Genomic DNA, 26,112 nt, shown 5'->3' on the forward strand with positions numbered 1-26,112 from the left:
AACGATTCTCATCCCACAAGTCGCGCCAAGACCGCTACTGCGCTCGTCGTCGGGACGAAAAGTCGCGTTTGATAGCGTATGATCTCGGTGAAGCACCCATGTGTCTTGTACCAGTCGAGGCGCGACGCCGACCAACCAGCCAGTTCGAGCCGCTGCGCGCCATTGACGAGGCTGCGCTTGAGCGTAAGCGCTTCGCGGCTTTTGATTTGCATCGGTCGCCCTGTCCCGAGCACCGCATCGACGATTTGCTCTGCCGAAAAGGCATGTTCGTCCTCGAGCCCAAGCGCCTGGCAAAGTTCGGGCACGCAATGGAGGGGAACCTCCCGGCCTAACAGCGAGCGTCCATCTCGCGCCGAAATCCGGCTGACCCGAACATAGTCGGAAGGGAGTTTGTCCCACACCGGAAGCAGCAGGCCGGTTGCAAGATGCAGGCGCTCGCGCTTGTGATTTGAGGCGGCGTCATCGACCTCCACCTGCCACAGGCGGCGAAATTCGGTTGGATCCACCGTTTCCCAGTTGCTCTCCGCGAGTTGATCGGCGGTGATGTGCCCATGCTTCAAGGGACGGACAAGCTCGAAGCGGGCCACCCGCATACCTTCGTCGGTGAGCAGACTTCGCGCCGGGACAAGCAGCCCGATCCGGCCTGAGCGCGCATTGCGCAGAAGCTGCTGACGCGCACCTGAAAAGCCGTAGAGCTCCTCGAGGCGTTCGAGCCGCATAGGCTTGAGCGCACGGGCGATCTCAAGTTCCAGGAGGTGCGTAGTCGCGCCCGACAGCGCATCGGTGCGCAGTAGAGTGTCGGTCAGCACCTCGTAATGCTCCACCGCAATGGTCTCGACCCCAATGTCGAGCGTGCCGGCCTGGCGTGCTGCATCGATCCGCGCTTCGACGAGGCCGAGAAACTCGTCAAATATGCCGTTCTGCAAAGCAATCGGCAACGCGAGGATGCGATTGAGCCAGCGCTGGATTGTTGGCAGGTCATCGACCATCCCGCCGTCCGGCCCTTCGACCCTGAGCCCGCTCAATTCCTCAAACCGGGAAAGCGTAACGGCTTCCAGCTTGCCTGCGAACAACAGGCCGAACCAGCGATGAAGCGCCTCCCTGGCGTAGGTGCTCTCGAGATTGTCGGCAGGATCAAAGAGGTTCTGCCCACCAGTCTGGCGCTGCCCGCGGGTCAGTGCCCCGAGGCTGTCGAGCCGCCGTGCAATCGTCGATATAAACCGACGTTCGCCACGCACATCGGTGGTCACCGGGCGGAACAGCGGGGCCGATGCCTGATTGGTACGGTTGGTACGGCCAAGGCCCTGAATCGCGGCATCGGCCCGCCAGCCCGGCTCAAGCAGGAAGTGGACCCGGCGCATCTGGTTCTTTGCCGCAAGGTCGGCATGATAACTGCGGCCGGTGCCACCGGCATCGGAGAAAACCAGAATCCGCTTTGTCCCGTCCATAAAATCTCGCGTGTCGGCGACATTGGCGCGCGGAGAGCGCGACTGGAGCACCTGGCGTCCATCGCGCCCGACGATCAGGCGGCGAGTACGGCCGGTGACTTCGGCGACCTGATCGACACCGAACCGTTCGATGATCGCATCGAGCGCCGTCGCGATCGGCGGCAAGGCACAGAGCTGCTCGATCATGCGATCGCGCGCGGCAAGCGCCGAACGACAGAGAACAGGAGCACCGTTCTCATCACTCATCGGTTCGGACCGGGCATTGCCGTTCTCGTCCGTAAACACGGCCATCAGCCGCACGGGAAAGCTCTTGGTGAGGTAATCAACCACGTATTCGCGGGGAGAGAGATCGATTTCGAGTGCTTCACGTTCTGCATCGGAGAGATCGGCGAGGCGGCGATTGAGCATGGCTTCGGCTGTCGAGACGAGTTGCACTACAACAGCATTGCCGTCGGCGAGTGCCGTATCAATCGCAGGCAGCAGGCTCGGCAGCTTCATCGATAGAAGGAGTTGCGCGAAGAAGCGCTGCTTGGTGCCTTCAAACACCGAAAGCGCCGCCGATTTGGCGCCTGAATTCAGGGTATCGCCACTGTCAGTGTCGACGATCCGGGTTGCCTCGAGTGCCTCGCGCAGGTTGGCATGAATGATTGCCCAGGCGTCTGCATAGGAGTCATAAACCGCTACCTGGTCGGGGGTCAGGCAATGCTCGAGAACCTCGTACTCAACTCCGGCGAATGAAAGTGCCCTCGCCGCGTACAGTCCGAGTGACTTCAGATCACGGGCGACCAGTTCCATTGCAGCGATACCGCCATCGCGGATGTCTGCGACGAAGGCTTCGCGATTGGCAAAAGCCGTCTCGGGACCCCAAAGGCCAAGACGGGTGGCATAGGCGAGATTATTGACGTCGGATGCCCCGGTCGCCGAAGCGTAGAGCACGCGGGCGCGCGGCAGCAGATTCTGGATGCGAACACCGGCAATGCCCTGCTCCGATCCCTTGACCTTACCACGTGAGCCCTCCCCGCCTGCGGCGTTGGCCATCGCATGGGCTTCGTCGAAGACGATGAGCCCGTCGAAGTCCTCCCCTGCCCATTCGAGAATCTGATCGAGCCTGGTCGCGTCGCTTCGACCCGAACGCAGTGTCGGATAAGTCACGAAGAGTATGCCCTCGCGCATCCCGATCGGGACACCGAGCTTCCATTGGCCAAGGGGCTGGACGTCGATGGGAAGGCCGCCGAGCGCGCTCCAGTCGCGGCGGGCATCTTCGAGCAAAGCTTCGTTCTTGGAAATCCAGATGTGGCGCCGTTCACCCCTCACCCACCGGTCGAGGATGACGGAAGCGACCTGCCGTCCTTTCCCTGCACCAGTTCCGTCACCAAGAAAGTAGCCCATGCGGTAGGCGTGCCCCTCGGCGCTCGCCTTCAAGGCGCAGCCCTTGTCGTCGGGCTCAAACCGTCCCGGCAGATCGCGGGCATGCGCGCTTGCGGCATAGATCAGGGTCTCGGCCTGCGCAGCGGATAGGACGCCCCCAGCAATGAGGTTCGACGGAAGCTGAGGCACCACTTCGGGCACGGGTGCGGTTATCGAACCCATCGCAACGGATTCGACCAGGGGGGTCGGATGCGGGACAGCATCTGCAATTGAGATCCGGCTCGGCCGGTAGGGCAAATAATGCCCAACCTGGCTTTCGATCGGCGCAGGTGCTTCGAGCGGAGTAAAATCAAGCGGCAGGATCGACGGCGCCGCATTGGTTGGATGGACCTTAAGTGGAACTGGTTTCGTCTTGTTCGCAACCAGCCGAAGCGGCAATGCTGGCTTAATGCCGATGCTGGGTCCCGCGGGCAGGCTTACCCGGTCAGGGAGCATATCGATCAGCAGATGAAGCTCGGCAAAGTTTGCCGGCTGGGCAATGATCGGGCTGGTACCATCCTCAGCCTTGTCGAGAATCAGGAGCCGGGTTGAGATTGAGGTGCCCTGCTTGATGAAACCGCGCTCGATCGTCGCGTTGAGGCGCAACGAGAGGGGACCAGCGATCCCGGCGAGGAACTTCGGAAGCTCGAACCATTCGGGCATCACTGCGACCAGGCGGCCACCGGGCAGAAGGCGCTTCCAGGCAGAACGTAAGTGCCGGTCGCCAGTGCGGCTATCGTGGCCCCTCTCGATACCGTGTGAATATGGCGGGTTCATCAGCACCACGCTCGGACCCACGTCGGGCGTGAGAAGTTCGTCGATCAGTTCCCCGTCAAATCCCGTGACTGTCGCCTCCGGAAACACGACGCCCAGGCATTCGCGGCGCAGCGGCGATATCTCGTTGAGAGCAAGACGCGCAGTTGCCTTTGCTGCCCATACGCCCAGCATCCCGGTCCCGGCCGACGGCTCGAGAACCAGTTCAGCGGCAGAAATCGCGCATGCCTTTGCAGCCATCCAGGCCAGACGGGGCGGCGTCGCGAATTGTTGCCACTCGATCTGCTCATCGCTCCGGTTGGACTGGGTCGGGACCAGACGTTCGAGGTGCGTGAATGCCTCATCGGCGAAGCTGGAAGACATTGCAGGTGAGAATTCAGTTGCCTGCGCCAGGAACAACACCTGCGCCAATTCAAGTGCGGCATGGGCATCGCGTACGGACCAGCGTCCTTCGGCGTCGCTACCGCCGAAGTGATCGGCCATTGTTGCATTCACAGTGAGCCGTGAAATTGCTTGATCTGCAGCGAGCCGCGCGGCCAGCGCCCTCGCCGCTGCCAGCACTTGCGGCTCGGCGGGATCGGAGAATGCGAAAGCGGTATTTGCGTGTGACATGAGAGACCTCCTGAAGAGGCCCTGGGTTTGTCCGGGTGTCCGTTCGGATGGATCCGCCCGGGGGCCTCACAAGGCCCCAAGCCCGCTTTCCTCTCACCGACATTCAGACCGCAGCTCGGACTGAGCGCATGAGCACATCATTCCAGTCGTCGCCGGGTAGCTCCGGACGCCTGGTGACAATCAGCCGCCCTTCGCAAGCGTAGGCATCTCGCGCACGCTCTTCAGCAAGGTGCCCGCCCGCATCATTGTCGACAAAGAGATACAGCTGGTGCACCGATTCCGGGATTGTGGCCAAGCCGAAGCGTTCGTTTCCTAGCGTCGCCCAGCAGGGAACCTTGAACATTTGCATCGCTGAGAGGGCCGTTTCGTTTCCCTCTGCGAGGCCAAGGCGTCCCCCATTCGGGTACGCGAAACGCACCGCCCCAGAACCGGGGCTGCCTAACGCACGCCTGGGCTGATCGAAAGAAGCCAAGCTGGTTTTGTCGAGGTCAAGGAAGGAGCGGTGCAGCGCCAGAATTCCGGCATCATTGCGCACGGCCGCCACCATCGCGGGTAGAAACCGGACAGCACCCTTTGGCCCCAGCGGCATATGCGGGTGGAAACGCAGCTCCGGCGAAGAAATCGTGATGCCTCTGGACACGAGGTACTTCTCGGCGGGGCTGCCAGCGATGGTCGACGCCTCACGCCAGAGCCTCAGCGCATTGCGATTGGCGACTTCCTCGCGCGGTTCGGCCACGATCGGACCACTCGTGCCATCGAACAGGTCCGCAATTCGTATTCCGAGCCCGGCCATGGCTTCTAACACCGCCTCGTTCGTGCAGCCGGCAAAGCAATGAACAAGAATTGCGCGCTTTCCGAGTGTGATACTTAGCGAAGGAGTGCGGTCGTCGTGGGCCGGACAGCAGCACATTCCGCGCGAACGCGACCAGGCACCGCCCAGCTGCTCGACTATCTTGCGCGCGCGGGTTTCCAGTTGCAGACCTTGGAATTGGGATGATCGGTGTTGGTGCATGGGGGCATCTCCATCGTAACGTGCCTCCACCCGCGCAGCCTCCGCTCTGCGTCGCTGACGTTTCATTTTCCTACATCATATGTTCTATATATGTTCTTTCTCGATTCGACCACCAAAGGATTCGGGAATGAGACTGAAATGGGCAGTAGTTGCAGGGGCAACGACAGGATTTGGGTCCGTCCTCCCCGCTCACGCGCAGGATATGGAGCCCCCTCAGATGACCGTTGCCTCGGAGTTGACGACCGATGGCTTCCGCGTTGCAGAAGGGACTGATGGCTTCCTTCTCGTCGAACATGGCATTTGGAGAAAGCCTCCAACGGCCTCGTCCGAGCCGCCGGCTACCGATGCGGGTCGAACCTATCTGCCCTATCGATATCCAAAGCCCCAAGGCAGCGCGCCATCGGGCTTCCGTCGGGCAAGCTACCTTCCTCATGTTTACGCTGCTGAGGCGCAATACTCGCTACCAAGCGGCCTTCTCGACGCTCTTGTATGGACGGAATCACGATATAATCCGATGGCCATCAGCAAGGCCGGGGCCGCAGGCTTGGGGCAATTGATGCCAGGGACAGCGCGGGACCTTGGCGTTTCAAATCGCTTCGATCCCAAGGCGAACATCTTGGGTGCGGCCCGATACCTACGCCAGATGCTGGACAAATTCGGGGTGGTTCATCTGGCCCTCGCCGCATACAACGCAGGTCCAGGTGCCGTCGAGCGCGCAGGCGGTATTCCTCGCAATGGCGAGACACCGGCCTATGTGCGTGAAGTGCTGCGCCATTGGCGTTTTTGAACGGGGGGTGTTGTGAGCGCGGATCGAAGACGCGTCTCGGGAGTTTTGAGCCGGGGTAGACGCGGGTTGTTCCTGACCACGACAGACGACGTCGTCTGGATCATCGAGAGGGAAGAACCCGAATGCGAATTCGTCGGATCAGCGGTGATTGTCGAGGGGGTTGTCGCAGGTCGAGATCGTTTGCGCGCAGACTGGATTGGACCGGTCTGATCGACGCCCTAGTTATCAGGCTGCGCGCTTCCCTGCCTTCTTGATGTCGATGACCTTCCCGCCGCTCAGATAGTCAGCCCAGTCCTGCATCATCCGGCGCCGAGGAGCCAGGTATTCAGCGGCATTGTAAGCTCCACGCACGTCGTTTTTCTCCGAATGCGCGAGCTGTAGTTCGACCCAATCCTCATGGTATTTTCTGATCCACATGGGCGGCTTGCCGAACTCGACCAACTGCTCATTGGCCCAGGTGCTCGCCAAGCCCCGGAAGCCGTGTACGGTTTGGCGACTGTGGTATCCGAGGCGATAGAGCGCGTAGATCATTGTGTTCTCTGAAAGCGGCTTGTTTGGGCCATTACCCGGGAAGAGAAACTCGCCAGGCGCTGCTGCTATCATAGATTTCGCGATGTGCGTTGCCTGCTGCGAGAGGGGCACCAAATGCTCTCGTCCCATCTTCATTCGCTCGGCCGGTATGCGCCAGACAGGTGATTTGCCGCCGAGGTCTTCGAACTCGGATTTGGCGGCGAAGCGGAGCTCCTTCGTTCGAACCCAAGTCAGGAGCGCAAAGAGAACTGCGTCACGGGTGATTGAGGACCGCCGTTCGCCCTCTTCCTGGTAGGCATGCAGCTTCTCGATGAATGCGGGCAATTCGCTGAGCGGCAGACGGCTCATATGCTTCACTCGTGGTCGCGGCTTTAGCGCCCCACGCAGATGTGTCGTCGGATCATTCGAGGCCAGGCCACACGCGATTGCGAACTGGAAGACTTGCCCCACCCTTGCTTCGCACGCCGGCTGATATCGAGCGCGCCTCTTGCTTCGATTTTGCGTATCATTGCCAGGACGTCGGGCGCCGTGATTTCATGAACGAGTTTCTCGCCGATGGCTGGAAACACGTCCCTTTCCATGCGCGACCAGACGCGTTCGGCGTGCGCGGCATTCAACGCGCTCTTTCGATTTTCATGCCAGCGCTTTGCGACATCAAAGAAAGTGGCACCCTCCTGGGAGATCACTTCCCCCTTGGATTTCATTGGATCCTTGCCCTCGGCTAGCAACGCCTTTGCGGCTGTGCGCTTGGCACGCGCTGCAGCTATCCCGAGATCTGGGTAAGCGCCGAACGAGAGCAACTTCTCCTTGCCTGCGAAGCGGTACTTCATCCGCCACAACTTTGATCCGTTCGGCTGGACGAACAGGAATAGGCCCTCCCCGTCGGCCAGCTTGTAGGCGCGATCACTTGGCTTGGAATTTCGGGCCTGAGTCTCCGTGAGAGGCATTGGGGGTATCGCTCCTTTCCGACACTCCGCGAAAATACCCCCAAAATACCCCCACACCAAATCTGGCTGCATGTGGAAGACCATGGGCGCATGCGGACGCGAATCACCCGCAAACCTCTGCTTTTCTTTCGATTTTTGGAAAAATGCGGAAGCTAGTGGAAGCTTCCGGATCAAGGAATGGTAGCGGAGGAGGGACTCGAACCCCCGACACGCGGATTATGATGACGCGATATCGCCCCAAACAACGCGGCGAAATCGACACAAAACTGCCGATTTCTCTCTTCTAATTGCCGACTATCGGTCGGTCAATATCACAAATCATGACACAATTCCATGTGTAGTCTTCCGATGACCTCTTACGATCCAAGCCATTCTTGATTACCTCAGTCGAGCCATTGGCATCGGCTTCTGCAGGCCTCGAAAATATTATCGCCCGATTGAAGCGCTGCATGGCGTCACCACAACGCTCGGGAATCGAGCCACCGCTCGACCTCTTCGAGTTTGAAACGCGGACGAGGAACCAAACCGCGGCCGAGATCATATTCGGCTGGAAAGCCATCCGGCCGAGCACGCCGGTAGCGATCGATAGTTCGTCGGGAGACACGAGCCATACCGGCGAACTCCTCGACCGTGATAAATTGGATTCGTTGTGTAGAAAGACGCGAATTGTCCATCACGCTACACCGAGGCGCGACTGAATGATGTTGCGAGGATCGGCAAATATTGCATTGGCGTCAAACCTCCCTCAGCGCCGCCACATCAACTGTGCCGACTTTCCATCATCATCAGGAAACAGCGCAGCGATCATCGGACGCGCGAAACTCGGATCATCGATACGCAGCCGCAGATAGTCGCGCTGCCTCTCATCCCTTGTGTAAGCTTCCCACGCGTCGCCGATCCTCTGCGGGCCGAACATCACATGGAAGGCCTGAGCGTTATCGGAGGAATGATCGTCATTGGGTACAAGCCGCAATGGTTCGTTGATTCCCAGCGTGCGGAGGTTTCCTTCCCAGCCTCCTGTCTTCGAGGGTTTGAAGGTACCGAGGACCGACATAGGCTAGCCCTCCCCCGGCTTTTCCCTGCGCGCCTTGGCAAAGGCACGATCACTGGCCAGGAAGCTGTCGAGCATGGCGGGCACAAGGTCCGCCACTTCGGCCTTGTCGCCATAGGTCCGGTTGTAGATCGTCACATAGTCGCTGAGCGCATGGGCGAGATCGGGCGTGATGGTGATGGCCAGTTTGACCGGTGTCCGGTCGGGCAGTTTGGCGAGCTTGAGCATCGCGGCTCTCCTTGTCTAGCGGGCGCCCGCCCAAGGCCGCAGCACGATGTCCTTGTGGACGATCACGCGCAGCGGCCATCCGGGACGGACGGTGATAGTGGGCTGGATGTTGAGGTTCTTCGAGACGATCTGCTGCCCCGCCTGATGAGCGGATTGCTGGGTCGATTGCCGGATCGCGCGGACAAGATCGCTCTCGTCGCTGCCAAGTGTGAGTTCGGTGCCGACGCCGAGCAGTGTCGAGAGCGCGACGCCCTTGAGCAATTGCCAGCTATGGAAGTCGACCTTGTCGGCGAGGCCCGCATAGCCCGCGCTGTCGGTGGCGGGAAGATTGTCGATCTGAACCGAACTGCCATCGGGCAGGATGATCCGCTGCCAGATCAGCAAGGCGCGCCGCTGACCGAAAGCCACGACGCTGTCATAGCTGCCAATCAGTCGCGAGCCTTGCGGGATGAGCAGGATACGCCCGGTCACGGTATCGAAGACCGGTTCGGTCACTTGCGCCACCACCATGCCCGGAAGATCGGAATTGAGCCCCGTTAACAGGCTGGCGGCGATGACGCTGCCCGCCATCAGTTGATAGGGCGATGCCGGAGTCTGGAGCGCGTGGGCGTTGGTAATGCCGCCCACCGCTTGGCTCCCGACAAAATCGAGCTTGCGCTGCTGGCTATTCTGGTCCCGCTCCGGATCGAGCGCGAGACGCCCCGCCTGCTCGCTCTGGCCTGGCGCCGCACTGCCTGTGGGCGTGCTCTCCCCACCTGTGACCGGCGCCGCTGCACCACGCCCAGACGACTGGACCATGACGCCTGCTTCGCGGGCCTGCGCCGCCTGGGCAGCGATCCGCTGACGCTCAGCCTCGGCCGCCTGCTCCTCCATGGTCATGGACGGCGGCATGGCACCCCGATCGGTTGCCGGATCGATGCCGAGACCGCGCTGGTGCTCGAGGATCGGCCGCCCGAGATCACCGGGCAGCGGATCGCCCAGCACCGGAACACCGGGCGGCAGCTCGCCGTAGGTTCCTGGCAGATTGGCGACGGCATCGGCGGGCGTGCGCCGGTCCGCGACAGCCTTCTCATTACCGGTGGCGACCACCTGCAACGTCTTCGGCCCAAGTGCCATCCAGGCGACACCGGCGATGGCGAGCGAGGCGCAAGCGGCTCCGCCGATGATCACACCGCGCCGGAACCGGACGACGCGCCGGGGTGCGGTGCGCAGGACAAGCTTTTCCGCATTCTGCTTGGACGGTTCAGGCGGCAGCGCTGTAGATTCGCCGGGAGCACGCGGATCCGCGCCAGCGTTATCCTTGTCGGGGCCGCTCATGGGCGTGCCCTCCCCTGCGCCGCATCGGTGCGGGAAATGCGCACGACAGCCTGCGGGTCTTCGCCAAGCCGCAGCTCAGCGGCGCCAAAGAGGCGATCGACGATGTAGTGATTGCCGCTGACACGGTAGTTGACCAGCTGGCTTTGCCCGAGCGGCCCGACCACAAACAGGGGCGGCGCCTCGCCCTGATCGAGCCGGGCCGGAAACTCGATATAGACTTTGTTGCCATCGTCCCATGCCCGGACGGGGCGCCAGGGCGGATTGTCGCCGGTAATGGCATAGCGGAAGCGCAGATTGGTGAGCGCGACATTGTCCGCCACCGGCCGCGCCTCCTGGGCACGTTCGTTTTGCCGCTGCAAGGCGAGCAGGCGATCCTGCGGGTAAGTCCAGCTGATCGCCGCCATCGCGGTCTTGTCGGTGCTTTCGAGCGCCAGATGATAGGCGCGCCGGTCGGTGGTGATGACCATGTTGGTTTTGAGCCCCGGCGCGAAGGGCTTGACCAATATGTGCGCCCGCGCAGTTTCGCCGGCTCCGCTCGAGGTGTCGCCGATGACCCAGCGCACGGTATCGCCTGCCGAAACCGCCACGAGCTTTTCGCCGGGTTGGAGCGCGATATCGCTCACCTGCTCCGGGGCTGCGTAAAGCCGGTAGAGCGCGCCGTCGGTCCAGGGGTAGACCTGCACGGCGTTGATATAGCCTGCGCTCGACGGTTCGCGCGTCGCCGCACGGTTCGCTGCTTCAACCCGTGCCGTGGGAGGTCCGGCATCAACCCTGACCGACGGCGGCGGGAGAAGCTGGCCTGGCAAGGGCAGCGGCACGGGTGTTTCGACGATCTCGACGGGTTTGGCTGGTTCAGCCTCAAGCACGGCAGGCCGGAATTGCGCGCTATCGAGCGCGATCGCTGGCGGCGGCGTCTTCCCGGCGCAGGCGGACAGCAGCACCATTACGGGAAGGGGCAGGGAAAGGCGGGCAATCATGGACGGGCTCCTTTCTGTTCTGGGTCGGCAGCCGTCGGGGGCTCAGCGGCGGGGGGCTGCGGGCACAGCAAGGTCAGCTGCTTGCCCCTGCCACGGAGATGGGGATGGCTGGCCATCGAGTTCGCGGGCCCAGTCGATGGCATTGACGAACAGGCCGAGCGGGTTCTTGCGCAGGGCATCGGCCGTTTTGGGCGGTTGCATCGTTACGGTGAGCATGACCGTCCAGCGTTCGGTCTTGGCGAGACTCCCGCGCTCATAAATGCTCTCGGTCCATTTGACCTGAAAGCTGCTATCCGAAGCGCGCACCACGCTCGTCACCTGGACCGAAACGCTGCGCTGACCGATTCCGGCGAAAGGATCATTCGACCGCGCGTACTCGTTGAGGAAGATCGCCGCCCGGTCGGTGGCGAAGTCATAGGCATCGAGCCAGTTGCGTTTCACCAGCACCGGATCGGTCGAGACCGAGCGGACATTCGATATGAAGCGCCCCAAATGCCAGGCGACCTGCCCGTCCGTGGGCTGGTAGTTCTGGATTGCCGGGGCGACACTGCGCGCTTCGCCGAGACGATCGACTTCCACCACATAGGGCGCGACGCGGCTTTGCATCGACTGCCAGACATTCGCACCGATCAGGACACCGGTGAGACCGAGGCAGGAAAAGGCGACAAGCCGCCAGTTCCGGGCCTGGACACGGGCCGAGCCGACACGCTCATCCCAGAGCTGACCGGCACGCTGATAGGGTGTCTCGGGCTGGGGCGTCACCCCATAGCGCTGGATCGATCGCTTGAAGATCATGGAGTTTACTCCTTATCGCTGAGGTTGGGATTTGCGCCGCTGCCGGGCCGGTCTCCGTCGCGCAGCGCCTGCATCGCCATGTGCCGGCGATGACGGGCGGTTTGCTCGGAGCGCAGGCTCTGCGCCCAGGCGGGCATGCCGGCAGGTGATGCACCCGCCCCGGCCGCCGGCCCTGTGCCGGAGGCGGGCGATGTCGATGAGGTTTGCCCCGCGTTCCAGGCGGCCTGCCGGCCCTTCTCCACACTGGATCGAAGTGGGGTTGCGATGCGCGAAGCGGCCGCTCTAGCGCCTTGCGATGCAGCACCTCCGGCAGCGGTGGCCAGACCGGCAAGGCCGGCACCGATGCTTGCGCTCCCGGCGGTTTCCTGACCAAGCCGGTAGGCGCTCGAGGCAGCCGAACCCATCGCGGTTCCGGCCCGGATCGCACCCATGCCGCCCCGTCCCGCCATCATCGCGCCGCGCGCACCGAGCATTGCAGCGCCGCCGGACATGATCGCAGCGCCTGCCACCGTGCCGACAGCGGCGCCCGCGCCGAGTTGGGGTGCGCCGGATACAAGGCCCGCTGCGATGCCCGGGCCGAAAATGCCGAGACCGAATAGGGTCAGCGCGCCCATCAGCAGGCTGAGCGCCTCGGCAATGTCCGGCTCGCTACCGACGAGCGCGGTCAGTTCGTCGAAAAGGTTGGTGCCGATCCCGACAATGACGGCGAGCACCATGACCTTGATGCCCGCCGACACGACATTGCCGAGCACGCGTTCAGCCAGGAAGCTGGTCTTGTTCCACAGGGCGAAAGGCACGAGGACGAAGCCTGCCAATGCCGTCAGCTTGAACTCAAGGATGGTGATGAAGAGCTGGATCGCGAGGATGAAGAAGGCCAGCACCACGAGCAGCCAGCAGATGAGCAGCACCGCGATCGACAGGAAATTGCCGAAGAATTCGGGGAACCCCGACAGCTCGGACACCTGATCGAGCAGCGGATGCGCCGCCTCGAAGCCGGTCCCGGCGATTGCGCCGGGATGCATCAAATCGTCGGCAGAGAGGCCTCCCCCGCCCGCGGTTATCCCGAGGCCGGAAAAACTCCTGAAAATGATCTCGGCAAGCGTGCTGAACTGGCCGATGATGAAGGCGAAGGCCCCGACGTAGAGGACCTTCTTGATGAGCTTGCCCAGCACATCCTGATCATTGTCCATCGCCCACCAGAGCGCCGCCAGCGTCACGTCGATGCCGATCAGCACGCTGGTGAGAAACGCGACGTCGCCCGAGAGCAGCCCGAAGCCGCTGTCGATGTAGCTGATGAAGGCTTCAAGGAAGCCGTCGATGATGTTGAGGTCAGGGTTCATGGGCCAGGCCGCCTTCCGGGTGCCGTCAGTCGCGCGTGTAGATGCGGGCCGAGCCGATGAAGCGCCGGGTCTGCTCGCGGGCGGCTTCCATGGCCTGTTGCTGGCGCGCACGCTCGAGCGCTTCGGCGCGATATTGCGCCGCCATCATCTGCTGGATCTGAAGCTGTTGCTTGGCCGACAGCGCGATGAGCTGGTTGGTCGCCTGAGCCGCCTGCAGACTGCCGGTCGCGGACTGGCTTTGGGATACCAGTTGGGCGAGGAGGTCGGCGTCCTCATCGATATTCTCGACCACCTGCGCCTGGACCCGCATGGTCTGGCGATAGCCCTGCATCGACGCCGTAAAGCGGGTCCGCGCCTGCGCTACGATCTCGCTGGTCGACAGCGCCGTGTCGAAGGCAGCGGGAAACTGCCGGCGCAGCGCCTCGTCGGTTGAGGCAAGGTCGAAGGCGATACCCTCGGCCTGATCCATCAGCGTGCCGATCTTCTGCATCGACCGGGTGATCTGCGTCAGCGACGAAAAATCGAGACGCTGTAGGTGCTTTGCCATATTGGTCAGCATCGACGCCTGATTTTGCAGCGCCTGGATCTGATTGTTGATCTGCTGCAGCGTGCGCGCGGCTGTCAGCACATTCTGCGCATAATTGCTTGGGTCGAACACGACGCCGCCGAACTGGGCATGTGCCGGCGCGAGCGGAATGATGACTGCGCCAGTGCAGGCGATGCCTGCAAGGACGGACGCGAGAATAGGCGATTTCATGAGAAGAGCTCCTTCTGCTGGGGGTGGACGGGGTCTTCCCCGGCGTTGTTCGCGCCGGGGAAGTCTCGGAGAAGCTCAGCGGCCCAACTGAGGCCGCGCACTTCAAGAAAGGCGGCGGGGAACGCGGCCTGCCCATGTTCGGCAAGCAGTCGGTCGATCAGCTGCTGTGTTTCCGGATCGGAAGCCCCGCACAGGCTGAGCGCAACCGGGCCAAGCGCCAGCTCGAACAGCCGATTGCCCCGCCGGGATTGCAGATAATAGTGCCGCTTGGGTGTCGCACGGGCGATCAGTTCGATCTGCCGGTCATTGAGCCCGAAGCGTTCATATGCGGCGCGTCCTTGCGGTTCGATCGCGCGGTCGTTGGCGAGAAAGATGCGCTGTGGGCAGCTCTCGATGATCGCCGGGGCAATGCTGCTGTCCGCGATGTCGGCAAGGCTCTGCGTGGCGAACACCACGCTGACATTCTTCTTTCGCAGGACCTTGAGCCATTCGCGGATGCGCTGGGCGAAGACCGGATTGTCGAGAAAAACCCAGGCTTCGTCGAGCACCAGCAGCGTCGGCCTGCCGTCGAACCGCTCTTCGAGCCGATGGAACAGATAGGTGAGCACGGGCAGCACCACACCTGCCGAGTGCATGAGCGTTTCGGTTTCGAAGCACTGCATGGCCCCGAGGGCGAGACTGTTCTCAGCGGCGTCGAGCAGCCTGCCGAACGGCCCTTCCAGCGTATAAGGCATGAGCGCGGCCTTGAGCGCGTTGGACTGGAGCAGGACTGAAAGACCGGTCAGCGTCCGCTCTTCGGCGGGCGCACTCGCAAGGCTCGTCAGCGCCGACCAGAGCGCTTCCTTCACCTCGGCTGTTACCTCGACCTTCTCGTGAACCAGCAGCGACGCAATCCACTCGGCCGCCCAGGCCCGCTCGCTCTCATCGTCGATAGCCTTCAGGGGCTGGAAGGCGAGACCATCGCCTTCCCCCAGCGCGTGATGCTCACCGCCGCAAGCCAGCACAGCGGCGCGGGCCGACAGGCCCTTGTCGAAGATATAGACCTGCGATCCGGGGTAGCGGCGGAACTGCAGGGCGAGCAGCGCCAGCAGCACCGATTTACCGGCACCGGTCGGTCCGACGATCAGCATATGTCCGACGTCGCCGACATGGGTGGAAAGGCGAAACGGTGTCGATCCGCTGGTTTCCGCATAGAGCAGCGGCGAACATTCCGTTCGGGTGACCTTGGCCAGATGATCGTTGCGCACCGGCCCCGCCCAGACGCTCGACAAGGGCATCAGGTGCGCCAGGTTCAGCGTATGGACCAGCGGCTGCCGGACATTGGCATAGACATGGCCGGGCAGCGACCCGAGCCAGGCTTCCACCGCGTTCACGCTCTCGCGAATGCAGGTAAAGCCGAGGCCATTGACGATGCGCTCGACAATGCGGACTTTTTCGTCCGCCGCAGCGCGATCCGTATCGGACACGGTGATGGTGGCGGTGTAATATCCAAAGGCCACATGATCGCCGCCCAGCGCCTGCAGCGCGAGATCGGCATCGGCGACCTTATTGTCGGCGTCGCTGTCCGTGAGCGGAACCGGTTCATTCATCATCACCTCGCGCATGAGCTGCGCGATCGACTTGCGCTTGTTGAACCATTGCCGACGGATGCGGATCAGGGTCTTGTTCGCTGCCGTCTTGTCGAGCGCGATGAAGCGGGTGACCCAGCGATAGGCGAAGCCCTGATGGTTGAGCGCATCGAGAATGCCCGGCCGGGTGGCGTTGGGGAAACCCATGACCGTCACCGTCCGCAGATGCTGGTCCCCCAGCATGGGCTCGATCCCGCCCGAAAGCGGTGTATCGACCAGCAGCCCGTCGAGATAGATTGGCGTTTCCGGGACCGCGACGGCATGCCGCTTCGTCGAGATGCTGCCGTGGAGGAATGTCAGCGTCTCGGCATCGTCGAGCGCTCTGACTTCGGCCATGAAGCCAGCCAGCAGATCGAGCACCCGGTCGGTCTCCGCGACAAACGCACGCAGTTCCTGCCGCCAGTCTCGTCCTTGCTGCGGAACATCGCGCTCGAGGAGCGCCCGTTCGGCCCGGCTCACCTGATCGGCAGGTGGCAGATAACAGAGGGTCAGGTGATAGCGGCTCTCGAGATGCTCGGCGCGCCGTCCATCGAAATGGGCCCGGCGTTCCTCATCGACCAGCCATGATGCTGCATCGGGAAAGTCGCTTGCAGGATAGCCGAGCGCCTGCAGGCGCTCGGCATCGAAGAACAGCGCCCAGCCCGAACCCAGTCGCCGCAGCGCGTTATTGGCTCGCGCGCAGACCGAGACGAGTTCGGCTTCGGTCGCACTTTCGAGATCGGGGCCGCGAAAGCGCAGGGTCCGCTGAAAACTGCCATCCTTGTTGAGCACGACGCCGGGGGCAACCAGTGCGGCCCAGGGCAGATGATCAGCAAGCCGGTCGGCGGTCACGCGATATTCCTTGAGGTTCAGCATGAGAGACAGGCCTTCTGCCGGAGGTGGCGAGCGAGGACGGTGGCGAAATCGGGATCGCGTTTGGCCGCGAACACCGCGATGCTGTGTCCGGCGAGCCAGAGCAGAAGCCCCGCGATCCACTGCTGAAGTCCCAGCCCCATCGCGGCGGCGAGCGTTCCGTTGAGGATTGCGATGCCTCGCGGCGCTCCGCCCAAGAGGATCGGTTCAGTAAGCGCGCGATGGAGCGGGACCTCGAAGCCCTCGACCTGCCCTGCCGCCGCGATGGAGCCGGCGCCGACCATCAGACCAGCGCTCCGCCGCCGAAGCTGAAGAAGGACAGGAAGAAGGAACTGGCGGCAAAGGCGATCGAGAGGCCGAAGACGATCTGGATCAGCTTGCGAAAGCCGCCCGATGTCTCACCAAAGGCCAGCGCCAGCCCGGTCGTGATAATGATGATGACCGCGACGATCTTGGCGACAGGACCCTGAACGGATTCAAGGATCTGCTGGAGTGGCTCTTCCCATGGCATGCCGGAGCCGGAGGCCATGGCTACGGTGGGGAAGACGAGAGCCGCCGCGGCAATAAGCAGCGGGTTCGGCAAATGGCGTATGGCGGACAGATAGCGGACGTGCATGATTCAATCTCCTGTGCTGTTGGGAATGGCGAGGTCGGTGACGGCAAAATCACCGTCGGCATCGAGCCCGCTGACCTCGGCCACAGTCTCGATCCTGCGACCGGTGCCCCGGCCGGAAATGAACACGACAATGTCGATCGCTTCGGCGATCAGACGGCGCGGAACCGTGACCACGCATTCGGCGACGAGTTGCTCGATCCGATAAAGCGCGGAACGCGCGGAATTGGCGTGGACCGTGGCGATCCCACCTGGATGCCCGGTGTTCCACGCCTTGAGCATGTCGAGCGCTTCGCCGCCACGCACTTCGCCGACGATGATACGATCGGGACGCAGCCGCAGGGTCGAACGGACCAGATCGGCCATCGTGACGATGCCTGGCCTGGTTCGCAGCGCTACGGTATCGGCAGCGGCGCATTGCAGCTCGCGCGTATCCTCGATCAGAATAACCCGCTCATCGAGCGTGGCCATCTCGTTCAGCAGCGCGTTGGCGAGCGTCGTCTTGCCTGACGAGGTCCCGCCCGCGACAAGGATGTTCTTGCGCTCGACCACCGCCATGGAGAGCGCCAGCGCGACTTCGGCGCGCATGATGCCATCCGCGACATAGTCGATCAGCCTGTGGATGCGGGCCGCCGGCTTGCGGATCGAAAAGCACGGCGCACTGGCGACCGGTGGCAGCAGACCTTCGAAGCGTTCACCTCCTTCAGGCAGTTCCGCGCTCACGATAGGCGCGCCGGCATGGACTTCGGTTCGAACATGGCTGGCGACCAGACGGATGATGCGTTCGGCTTCCGCCGGCTCCACACGCAATTCCGTATCGAGGCGGCCTTCGCCCAGGAGGTCAAGCCGGAGAGACCCATCGGGGTTGACCATGATCTCGATGACGCGGGGATCGCCAAGCGCGGCCGCAATCGCCGGGCCCATGGCGGTGCGCAGCATGGCGCGACGGCGGCCCTCCGCCTGGCTGTTGACGCCGCTCATTGTCCGGCCCCCTCGGAAGCCGCGGCACCAATGGACCGCCCCGTCGCCAGCTGCCGCCCGACCTGATCAACGAACCGGCGAAAGCGCTCCCGACCAATCGCCTGCGCCGCCTTGTCTCCCTCGGGAAGCGGTGCGGTAACGGTAAGCTGGTAGCGTACGAACAGCGAAAGCGTCTCGAGCAGCACGAGGCTGTCGCGTTCGATCCGTCCGAGCTGCGAGCTCATACGGTCGAGCCGAACTTTCAGAAGATCGTCGACCTGGCGGGTCGCACGCCGGTTGAGATAGTCGCGCAGCGCATCGGCAACGATGGCTGACTTGGAGGTGCCCGGCTTCGATCCCAATCGTTCCAGCTGAGCGGTCAGTTCATCGTCGAGATAGAGGTGATGGCGGGGTTTCACAGGCAGCCCTCCCCTCAGAAGCTCGGCAGCAGATCGTCACCACGATCGGCTTCATTCATCGCATGGGCTCGCTGGACAGCGCCGAGACCCCGCAGGCGGTCCATGGTCTGCCGGTCCGCAGCCGTATCACTCTCATCCTCGATGCCGGGGATCATGTCCGCGCCAGGTTCAGTGACTGGCTCGGGCCGTTCTTCGGCAAGGCCGGGATGGCGCTGCTGCTGCAGGCCGCCTTCGGCTTCCTCATCAAAGGAGGCGCCTTCCTGATCAGCGGTCGCTACCAGCCTTTCATGCAGACCGCGCACCTCGCTGCCCCAGTCATCGGGCCGCGGGCTGGGGCGATCGACATAGACGCCATCATCAGGACCGAGGCTGGGTGGCGGAAGGACGCGGGCAGTGAAATTGGCGTCTTCAAAATAGCGAAGCTTTTTCGCGCGGATCGGCGCGAGGCCCGACACAAGCACCAGTTCATCTGCGGACGGCAATTGCATCACCTCACCCGGCGTCAGCAGCGGACGGGCGGTTTCCTGCCGCGACACCATGACATGGCTGAGCCAGGGTGCGAGACGGTGCCCGGCATAATTGCGCTGCGCACGCAGTTCGGTCGCTGTGCCCAATGCATCGCTGATCCGCTTCGCGGTTCTCTCGTCGTTCGAGGAAAAGGCGATGCGGACATGGCAATTGTCGAGAATGGCGTTGTTCTCGCCATAAGCCTTCGAGATCTGATTAAGGCTTTGGGCGATCAAGTAAGCGCGGATGCCATAGCCCGCCATGAAAGCCAGTGCAGTCTCGAAGAAGTCGAGCCGGCCGAGCGCCGGAAATTCATCCAGCATCATCAGGAGCTGATGCTTGCGGCTCTTGTGCGGATCGCCCTCCAGTCGCTCGGTCAGGCGCCGCCCGATCTGGTTGAGGACGAGACGGACCAGCGGCTTGGTCCGCGATATATCGGATGGCGGAATGACCAGATAGAGTGAGACCGGATGGGCCGCGTCGACGAGGTCGCTGATCCGCCAGTCGCAGGCCGCCGTGTTGCGCGCCACGATCGGATCCCGGTACAGACCAAGGAACGACATGGCGGTGGAAAGGACGCCGCTGCGCTCGTTTTCCGACTTGTTCAGCACCTCGCGCGCTGCGCTGGCGACCACCGGGTGAACCTGCGGCTGTTCCTTCGTCCCCAGATGGTTCGTGGCCATCATTCGCCGCAGCGTATGCGCGAAGGAACGCTGGGGATCGGACAGGAAGGTTGCTACCCGCGCGAGGGTCTTTTCTTCCTCGGCATAGAGAACGTGGAGGATCGCGCCGACGAGCAGTGAATGCGAGGTCTTTTCCCAATGCGAGCGGCGTTCGAGCGCGCCTTCGGGATCAACGAGAATATCGGCGATGTTCTGGACATCGCGCACTTCGTCCGGGCCTTTGCGAACCTCGAGCAGCGGATTGTAACGCGCCGAGCGGGGATCGGTCGGATTGAACAGCAGGCAATGAGAAAAGCGCGAGCGCCAACCGGCCGTGAGCTGCCAGTTCTCGCCCTTGATGTCGTGAACTACGGTGCTGCCGGTCCATGACAGCAGCGATGGCACCACCAGTCCGACGCCCTTGCCCGACCGGGTCGGCGCGAAGGCCATGACATGTTCGGGCCCATCATGGCGCAGATAATCGCCTCGATAGCGGCCAAGAAACACGCCTGCATCGCGGAACAACCCAGCCTTGCCGATCTCGCCACGCGATGCCCAGCGTGAAGACCCATAGGTGGTGACATGCCGGTTCTGGCGGGCCCGCCAGAGCGAACCGGCAATCGCCGAAGCGCAACCAAGGAAGCCGCTGGCTCCAGCCAGCATGCCGGCCTTGTCGAAGACTTCCGGCGCATAGGCCTCATAGTGATACCACCATGAAAAAAGCTGCCACGGCCGATAGACCGGATACCCGAACGCCATCGCCCAGGGTTGTCCGAGCTGAGCCTGATAGCCAAGCATGGCAGCCGCCCATTGGGTCGCAGCCCACACGCCCAGAATGACGATGGCAAAAACGACGAAAATCTGGCCGACAAGCAGCTTGGTGGGGGTCATGATCAAGGCTCCGACTCACGGGCCGCAACAGGCGGCGCGAACGAAGCCGAAGCTGGATCAGGTCAAGGGATCAGCGTGATGCCCGCAACCATCCTTGATGGTCCCTTCCCTTCCCGATCTTCGCCACGAAGGGCGTGTTGTGAAATGCACCAGTCGAACAATCCTCGGTCCTCCGGCGCCTTAAGCCACAGCTTCCAATGCTTATTACTGCCGACCTAGCCGCCTTTCATGACGCCGGGTCGGGATCGGAACCAACCGTTATCACCATCGTGAGTGTGCCGGAGTGACGTGGGATGGGACTTTGCTGCCGTTCCTACGGCGAAGGTTAATTGTCAGTTCTCGCCAGAAGCCGACATTCCGCGCCTTGCGGCCAAGCTTAGTGCGACGACTGGAACCGGAGCGCAAATCGCAGGTCCGCTTTCTTTAGCAGGAACGCATAGAGTGCGCGCAAACCCGCACGGCGAGTAGCGCTAACGGACAAGGGGCATGAGGGCTCTCTATCCAGCGATAAGTAAATCACTCGGCAACCATCTCCCAGCCGCCAAATGTGTTAACGAAGCGATGTGTCGCAGTATCGGTCATACCGGAATTGCCGCCTGTCAGCGTGCGCACCAATGCGTCGGCGGCTTCGGCGTGGGCGATCCCATCGCTTGAGGTTTCGTTTGAAGAGACCCCGGCAGTCATGCGCGTTGAATAGGTACAAAAGAACCCCGGCCCTTCGTTTGCTGGTTCGCAACCAAGCTTTCGGACCTCTTCCAAATTCATGTGTAGATTGCTGAGTGGATTGCGGACCACACCATCACCCGCGATCGACTGAAAATACTGGCGAACCGCTTGATCCAATTCTTCGTCGGTAGGTTCAGACGCGGATAGCAAACCGCAACTGCTTAGAAGGATTGCAGGAGCAAGGGCGATTACAATGAATAAATTGCGTTTGAATGTCAGCCGCATAAAACCCCTGAAGCCTAGGCAGTTGTCGATAATAATCGCCGTCGTACAAATTTCACGCGAGAAACGTTTCACAAAAATTCAATCCAAATTAAATACTCAAAAAATACATCTATGAAAGTCCACTACCATACCATTGGGCCAGCGTTGCGTCATGGAGGCGTTCGATAAGCTGACTATAGTATTGATATTGATTTCAGGGGGGCGGAGAGGAACCATTTCCTCCCCGGGGTAACCCCGAGAATGGGTGCGCATCACGAGAAGATCTTCTCTTATGGTCCATGTGCCGCTTTCGGCATAGGCAGACCAAGTTCCATCAGCCGAATAGTCGATGCCGGCATCACTATCGCATACCTCACCATCTGGCGCCCAATAGCCAACCAAGCTCTGAGCGTAGTTTGCACCCTGTGTTGTCGAAGCTCCACTCAGAGGAACTGCGGCAGCAGGTGCGTTGCCTTGGCCCAGCGCGGCGCGGATTGAGGACGGGACGCCGCTCACTTCACTTGGACAGGGGTCTGAGTGGGGAGCCGAAGGAGCGCTTTGTGAGCTATACCAGATCGTTTGCCGAGCAAAGTGACAAAGCGCCACAGAGTTGGTTTCGAGATTGATGTAAAGCTTGTAATGAAACTCGTCGCAGAAGTGCGGCAAACATCCTTGCGAGACCAGAAGGCCTTGCCTATCCTCTATTGGCCCGCCCACCTCATACCTTTTTATCTCGTCGCGGACATCATCGGGAACATTTGCGCGCCTCAAGGCATCAACGACTTGAGGGTTTTCAAGAATTATGAATCCGTTTACGCGATCGAAATTATATCTGCCAATATAATCTCGAAAATTTCCTGTCTGGCGGGCGGTACTGGCACTTGGAATAAAAGAAAAAAACGATATCAACAATATAATAATTAATATGCTAAAGACGATAATGCACTTGCGGCCAAAAAGATTACTCATTTCTCCCTCATGAATAATTATTATATCATTAAACATTAACTAAGGTGCGACCAAAGCATCGTTTATTTATAATATGATGCTATTTGTGTTCGCAGAAATGAAGCTATCGATTCCCTATTGAGAAGACAACTGTCAGCCTTGACAGGGTGGGCGTATCCCTTGGGGGCAGATAAGGTTGAGCTGTATCGCCATCACAACCGCTCGCACTCTCCCATGGACGCCGAGCTTTCTAAAGATGTTTGACCAGTGGTATCGGATTGCGCGTGCGGTGATGCCGAGCAAATCTCCGATCTCAGCATCGGTCTTGTTATCGCAAGCCCAGAGGAGAACCTCCAGTTCCCGATCGGTAAGGTGTGGCACGGGAGCACGGGAGAGGAAGCTCCGATATTTTTCATGAAAGAATGTCGCGATCAGGAATACTTCTGCCATGGTTTCATAGCGCCGCTCCTTCACTTCACGGCTGCGAGAAAGCCCGACAGCGGCCATTTCGCCCCGTGAGTTGACGTAGGAGATGCCAATTCCATCGGCTACACCAGCCTCCGCTGCCTCATTCATAACGCGCAAGGCGGCGGCTTTTGTCTCCTCCGCAACACCGCTGGCAAATGCCAACCGGTCTACCGCGTCGCCCCAAAAGAAAGGCGTGGGGCTTTCCAGCAGACGCTGCCAGACCGGATCGACCTTCTGATAGATATTGGCCTTGTAATGATCGAGCCATTCTGCGGGATAGCTAGCTGCGAGACCATGTGTTGACGATAAGCCCAAGGACGGGTGATCGGTCAACAATGTGTAGACATTGCTGTCATAGCCATAGTCGAGCATCGCGGCGTTGAAACGGGCAAACGCCTCCTCCGCAGTATCTGCGGTCAGAACCTGCGCGATCCTGTCTTCCAGTGCTTTCATTACCCATAGCCGCTCAAAGCAAGAGACCGATCGGTATCACGCGATCGGCATCGCGCAAGTGTGTTATGGGATGTGGCTATTTGTGGGACGTCAGCGCGCTCTTTGGAGACTATTGAATCATGCTCGTCTCAGGTGGCCATCAGCTCCAACCTGTCAACCTTGACAGTTGCCTTTCACCGACAGTTCGATATTTCAAAGGTGTTTACGGCAACAATTCACCTCATTGTCAGTGAAAGTCGGCATGCCCAAGAAGGTCAAGGTCATCGCTCACTCCGTTGCTCTCTCGCTCGCGGCTTTTGCCCTGTTCATCCTTCCTGCGAAGACTGTCGCGAGTGAGCCTCCCACTGTCGAATGGTTGCGCGGCTCTTGGGTATTCGAGGGAGGAAAATGCTCGGAGGGCGCAAGCCTTTACCTGCCAAGGGGGCGGCTGGCTTCACTTGGTCCCGCTGGTGTCATGTCCTTCCTGGGAACCTACAAGCTTGAGGGAGACATCCTTACTTCCACTGTATTCAGTGAAACCTATGGGGACCTGGTAGAGGTGGAACGAATACGAAGGGTGAGTGCCAACGAAATGGCAGCCGACTACCCCCACAACACCAATCCGGATATCGTCATACTTCCCAGAAGGCGCTGTCCAGCTCAACCAGGGCCTGAGCCATGGTATCCGGAATTGCACTTTGTCGGCACGGCAGCTCTGCTTTCGAAAGCAGCGGAAGGATCGGCACAGGCACCGTCGGGGTCTGCTGGCCAAGCTCGGGCGTCATTGCTTCCTGAGGTCACCGAAATCCTTACTTTCGACAATCCAGCGGAGTGCGATAGCGCATTTCTTGTCGACTTCTTCGAACGCGCCCAGGTTTCCGGAGGCGCAACGTTTGGGGCGTTTGGGCGCGTGGAGGTGACGCGGATACCACAATCGGCCGGGGCGGTGACGGAGCGCGCCGCCCTGCGAGCCAAATGGAACGGGCTGACCGTTCTCGCGCTGGAGCACGTCAGCGCGCCTGATTCAGAGTACACCGAGATCAATGTCTACAACATCGTCTTCGCTGAGCCCAGTGCAGTTTCTGGCCCAGTGTTGGGGCGTCTAGGATTTGGCGTGAGCAGAGCGGGTCACGAGGTCGAGATCTATGACCCAGATACCATGATGAACCCATATTATATAGCACTTGAAGATCGACGGGGTGGATCAGAATTAAAGTGCTCATTCTGAATAAACGTTATTCAAATAGGTCTTGTTATATTCGAAATATGAGGGGTGATTGTGAGGCGTCTTCGCTCAATTCTCGCGATAGGAGGGATGATCGCGATCCTTGCGGGCTGCAACGTGCGATCGGACGAAGGCGCCGAAAAATCCCTTTCTTCAGATCAAGCTCTCACTCCTGCAAATGAAAGCAGTGATGGCCTTACAAGCACCGACCTTGCGAGCGAAGATTGCAGCAAGTTTGGATCACCAGACCAATTGATGACAGGCGTGATGAAATGGGGTGTAAGCCTGGATGAGGCAACGGAGCGACTTGAGTGCATGGGTTTTGAGGTTGGGCCGCGTGTCGGCAATACCGACCTGAAGCCTGATCGGATGCCCCTGAGCAGTCTGACAGCAAGGCTTGGCCAAACAACTGTGCGGCTAACCTTTACTGACTTGTCAGATGAAGAACAGGTCGTTCGAGCGCAGCTGGCGGCAACCTTCCAAAAATCCGATTCCCAGCCCCTGAATCGCATTATTGCCCAATTGGTCGACCAGTATGGTCCCTTCGTCAGTTCTCCCGATTCTCCGCCCAATTCGTTCGCTGGAATGATCGCTCGGGACGTTGATGCTGAGCATGCTGGAGAGGCGAGCCGTTGGTCAGTCGTATGCTTTCAAGCTGCGAACGACAATGTGCTCTCGACACAGGCCTGCGGAGAAACAATACTCTATTATGGGCAAACCTTTCCCGACACCAACCATGTGCGAAGCTTCAACTTAAGTGTCGATAACTACCGTGCGACTGCCGCAGCCGTCGCGCGAACGGGCGGGCGAGTGCCCGGTCCACCTAATGACATTGCGGTTAGCGATGGTGTTTACCGGCGCGAAGCTCAGGACATCACAACGCTCTGTTCACAAAACCGTGAACAAAGATCGTACTTCAACTGTGGATGCTTAGGCGAGGCTTTTCTGGAAGAGCGGAGAAGGAGTGGGACTCAGGTTCCGCAGTTTCAAATCTTTAAAAAGGTTACAAACAGCGCGGCGGTAAATCCGTCTTGCGTAAATTCGCCGGAAATACGTTTGATCAATGAAAGGTCGTGTCGACGCTACTGTCTCCCGTCAGCACCTATGGCACAGATTAGAGGTTGTGATTTAAGGAGGATTTGGGCTTCGTCGTAGTGACGAAGGAACGAAGATGAAGCCCAAATCCTCAAGGTCCAAATTGCCTGCCGAGCAGGTCGTAAAGGATATCCGCCGCAAGACTCGGCGGCACTTCTCTGCCGAGGACAAGATCAGGATCGTCCTTGATGGCCTGCGCGGCGATGACTCCATTGCCGAGCTGTGCCGCCGCGAAGGGATTGCGCAGAGCCTGTATTACACCTGGTCCAAGGAGTTCATGGAAGCCGGCAAGCGCCGTCTGGCTGGTGACACTGCGCGTGCTGCGACCACGGACGAGGTGAAGGGTCTGCGCCGTGAAGCGCGCGATCTGAAGGAGTGCGTGGCCGATCTCACTTTGGAGAACCGGCTGCTCAAAAAAAGCATGATCGCGGATGGGGGAGACGAAGAATGAGATATCCCGCATCCGAGAAGCTCGAGATCATCCGGATCGTCGAGCAGT

The 26,112-nt window shown here is 60.8% G+C and carries 25 protein-coding genes and 1 pseudogene; 5 read left to right on the plus strand and 21 right to left on the minus strand.

Annotated elements, in window-relative coordinates:
* Positions 1-8: 8 nt before the first annotated feature.
* Both D2V17_RS20525 and D2V17_RS20530 read right to left on the minus strand, forming a co-directional pair.
* Positions 9-4,241: a strawberry notch family protein gene (locus D2V17_RS20525; RefSeq protein WP_119594996.1), complete on the minus strand. Its 4,233-nt coding sequence runs from the start codon at positions 4,239-4,241 to the stop codon at positions 9-11.
* Positions 4,242-4,344: 103 nt separating this feature from the next.
* The gene (locus D2V17_RS20530; RefSeq protein WP_119594997.1) at positions 4,345-5,253 is read right to left on the minus strand and encodes a DUF7146 domain-containing protein; all 909 of its coding nucleotides are present in this window, start codon (positions 5,251-5,253) and stop codon (positions 4,345-4,347) included.
* 127 nt (positions 5,254-5,380) lie between these two features.
* On the opposite strand from D2V17_RS20530, the gene D2V17_RS20535 reads away from it, so the two are divergent.
* Positions 5,381-6,040, plus strand: a complete 660-nt coding sequence (locus D2V17_RS20535) for a lytic transglycosylase domain-containing protein (protein ID WP_119594998.1) — start codon at positions 5,381-5,383, stop codon at positions 6,038-6,040.
* 12 nt (positions 6,041-6,052) lie between these two features.
* Positions 6,053-6,250 (plus strand): DUF5818 domain-containing protein, encoded by a 198-nt coding sequence (locus D2V17_RS21625; protein ID WP_245978844.1) that lies wholly within the window; start codon positions 6,053-6,055, stop codon positions 6,248-6,250.
* A 15-nt stretch (positions 6,251-6,265) separates the two neighbouring features.
* Here D2V17_RS21625 and D2V17_RS21865 read toward each other — a convergent pair whose 3' ends face one another.
* The 19 genes from D2V17_RS21865 to D2V17_RS20615 form a co-directional block, all read right to left on the minus strand.
* Positions 6,266-6,919, minus strand: a complete 654-nt coding sequence (locus tag D2V17_RS21865; RefSeq protein WP_245978845.1) for a tyrosine-type recombinase/integrase — start codon at positions 6,917-6,919, stop codon at positions 6,266-6,268.
* 23 nt (positions 6,920-6,942) lie between these two features.
* A complete protein-coding gene (locus D2V17_RS21870; RefSeq protein WP_245978846.1) occupies positions 6,943-7,518 on the minus strand; it encodes a tyrosine-type recombinase/integrase in 576 nt (191 codons plus the stop codon).
* 455 nt (positions 7,519-7,973) lie between these two features.
* Positions 7,974-8,192, minus strand: a complete 219-nt coding sequence (locus D2V17_RS21630; protein ID WP_147367499.1) for a helix-turn-helix transcriptional regulator — start codon at positions 8,190-8,192, stop codon at positions 7,974-7,976.
* A 71-nt stretch (positions 8,193-8,263) separates the two neighbouring features.
* Positions 8,264-8,572 (minus strand): DUF736 domain-containing protein, encoded by a 309-nt coding sequence (locus D2V17_RS20545; protein ID WP_119594999.1) that lies wholly within the window; start codon positions 8,570-8,572, stop codon positions 8,264-8,266.
* A gap of 3 nt (positions 8,573-8,575) precedes the next feature.
* Complete coding sequence (locus tag D2V17_RS20550; protein ID WP_119595000.1) at positions 8,576-8,797, minus strand: DUF2274 domain-containing protein; 222 nt, start codon at positions 8,795-8,797, stop codon at positions 8,576-8,578.
* Between the two features lie 15 nt (positions 8,798-8,812).
* Entirely contained in the window at positions 8,813-10,114 is a 1,302-nt protein-coding gene (locus D2V17_RS20555) for a TraB/TrbI/VirB10 family type IV secretion system protein (protein WP_119595001.1), read from the minus strand.
* The gene (trbG, locus tag D2V17_RS20560; protein ID WP_119595002.1) at positions 10,111-11,091 is read right to left on the minus strand and encodes a P-type conjugative transfer protein TrbG; all 981 of its coding nucleotides are present in this window, start codon (positions 11,089-11,091) and stop codon (positions 10,111-10,113) included. The genes D2V17_RS20555 and trbG overlap by 4 nt, the downstream gene beginning before the upstream one ends.
* A gap of 42 nt (positions 11,092-11,133) precedes the next feature.
* On the minus strand, positions 11,134-11,886 hold the full coding sequence (gene trbF / locus D2V17_RS20565) for a conjugal transfer protein TrbF (RefSeq protein WP_119595003.1): 753 nt from the start codon (positions 11,884-11,886) through the stop codon (positions 11,134-11,136).
* Between the two features lie 5 nt (positions 11,887-11,891).
* Positions 11,892-13,226 carry a P-type conjugative transfer protein TrbL gene (trbL, locus tag D2V17_RS20570; RefSeq protein ID WP_119595004.1) on the minus strand — a complete coding sequence of 445 codons (1,335 nt, stop codon included), beginning with the start codon at positions 13,224-13,226 and terminating at the stop codon, positions 11,892-11,894.
* A 25-nt stretch (positions 13,227-13,251) separates the two neighbouring features.
* Entirely contained in the window at positions 13,252-13,983 is a 732-nt protein-coding gene (gene trbJ / locus D2V17_RS20575; RefSeq protein WP_119595005.1) for a P-type conjugative transfer protein TrbJ, read from the minus strand.
* Positions 13,980-16,466, minus strand: a complete 2,487-nt coding sequence (gene trbE / locus D2V17_RS20580) for a conjugal transfer protein TrbE (protein WP_119595006.1) — start codon at positions 16,464-16,466, stop codon at positions 13,980-13,982. The genes trbJ and trbE overlap by 4 nt, the downstream gene beginning before the upstream one ends.
* Positions 16,460-16,747 carry a VirB3 family type IV secretion system protein gene (locus D2V17_RS20585; protein ID WP_119595007.1) on the minus strand — a complete coding sequence of 96 codons (288 nt, stop codon included), beginning with the start codon at positions 16,745-16,747 and terminating at the stop codon, positions 16,460-16,462. Before D2V17_RS20585 ends, trbE begins: the two co-directional genes overlap by 7 nt.
* On the minus strand, positions 16,747-17,079 hold the full coding sequence (locus D2V17_RS20590) for a TrbC/VirB2 family type IV secretion system protein (protein WP_119595008.1): 333 nt from the start codon (positions 17,077-17,079) through the stop codon (positions 16,747-16,749). The genes D2V17_RS20585 and D2V17_RS20590 overlap by 1 nt, the downstream gene beginning before the upstream one ends.
* Before the next feature lie 3 nt (positions 17,080-17,082).
* On the minus strand, positions 17,083-18,057 hold the full coding sequence (trbB, locus tag D2V17_RS20595) for a P-type conjugative transfer ATPase TrbB (RefSeq protein ID WP_191229333.1): 975 nt from the start codon (positions 18,055-18,057) through the stop codon (positions 17,083-17,085).
* Positions 18,054-18,455, minus strand: coding sequence for a ribbon-helix-helix domain-containing protein (locus tag D2V17_RS20600; protein ID WP_191229334.1), 402 nt, complete (start codon positions 18,453-18,455; stop codon positions 18,054-18,056). Before D2V17_RS20600 ends, trbB begins: the two co-directional genes overlap by 4 nt.
* 14 nt (positions 18,456-18,469) lie before the next feature.
* Positions 18,470-20,515, minus strand: coding sequence for a conjugal transfer protein TraG (locus tag D2V17_RS20605; RefSeq protein ID WP_119595010.1), 2,046 nt, complete (start codon positions 20,513-20,515; stop codon positions 18,470-18,472).
* Positions 20,516-21,031: 516 nt separating this feature from the next.
* Positions 21,032-21,538: a hypothetical protein gene (locus tag D2V17_RS21085; protein ID WP_147367501.1), complete on the minus strand. Its 507-nt coding sequence runs from the start codon at positions 21,536-21,538 to the stop codon at positions 21,032-21,034.
* A 24-nt stretch (positions 21,539-21,562) separates the two neighbouring features.
* A complete protein-coding gene (locus D2V17_RS21090) occupies positions 21,563-22,414 on the minus strand; it encodes a hypothetical protein (protein WP_147367503.1) in 852 nt (283 codons plus the stop codon).
* A gap of 132 nt (positions 22,415-22,546) precedes the next feature.
* Positions 22,547-23,314 (minus strand): helix-turn-helix transcriptional regulator, encoded by a 768-nt coding sequence (locus D2V17_RS20615; RefSeq protein WP_119595012.1) that lies wholly within the window; start codon positions 23,312-23,314, stop codon positions 22,547-22,549.
* A 241-nt stretch (positions 23,315-23,555) separates the two neighbouring features.
* On the opposite strand from D2V17_RS20615, the gene D2V17_RS20620 reads away from it, so the two are divergent.
* The 3 genes and pseudogenes from D2V17_RS20620 to D2V17_RS20635 all read left to right on the plus strand — a co-directional run.
* Positions 23,556-24,521 carry a hypothetical protein gene (locus D2V17_RS20620; protein ID WP_119595013.1) on the plus strand — a complete coding sequence of 322 codons (966 nt, stop codon included), beginning with the start codon at positions 23,556-23,558 and terminating at the stop codon, positions 24,519-24,521.
* Positions 24,522-24,608: 87 nt separating this feature from the next.
* Positions 24,609-25,673 (plus strand): hypothetical protein, encoded by a 1,065-nt coding sequence (locus tag D2V17_RS21500; protein WP_191229335.1) that lies wholly within the window; start codon positions 24,609-24,611, stop codon positions 25,671-25,673.
* Between the two features lie 16 nt (positions 25,674-25,689).
* Positions 25,690-26,112 (plus strand): annotated as a pseudogene (locus D2V17_RS20635) (transposase); the annotation flags it as partial.

Origin of the sequence: Aurantiacibacter xanthus, assembly GCF_003584015.1 — a bacterium.
GTDB lineage: Bacteria > Pseudomonadota > Alphaproteobacteria > Sphingomonadales > Sphingomonadaceae > Alteraurantiacibacter > Alteraurantiacibacter xanthus.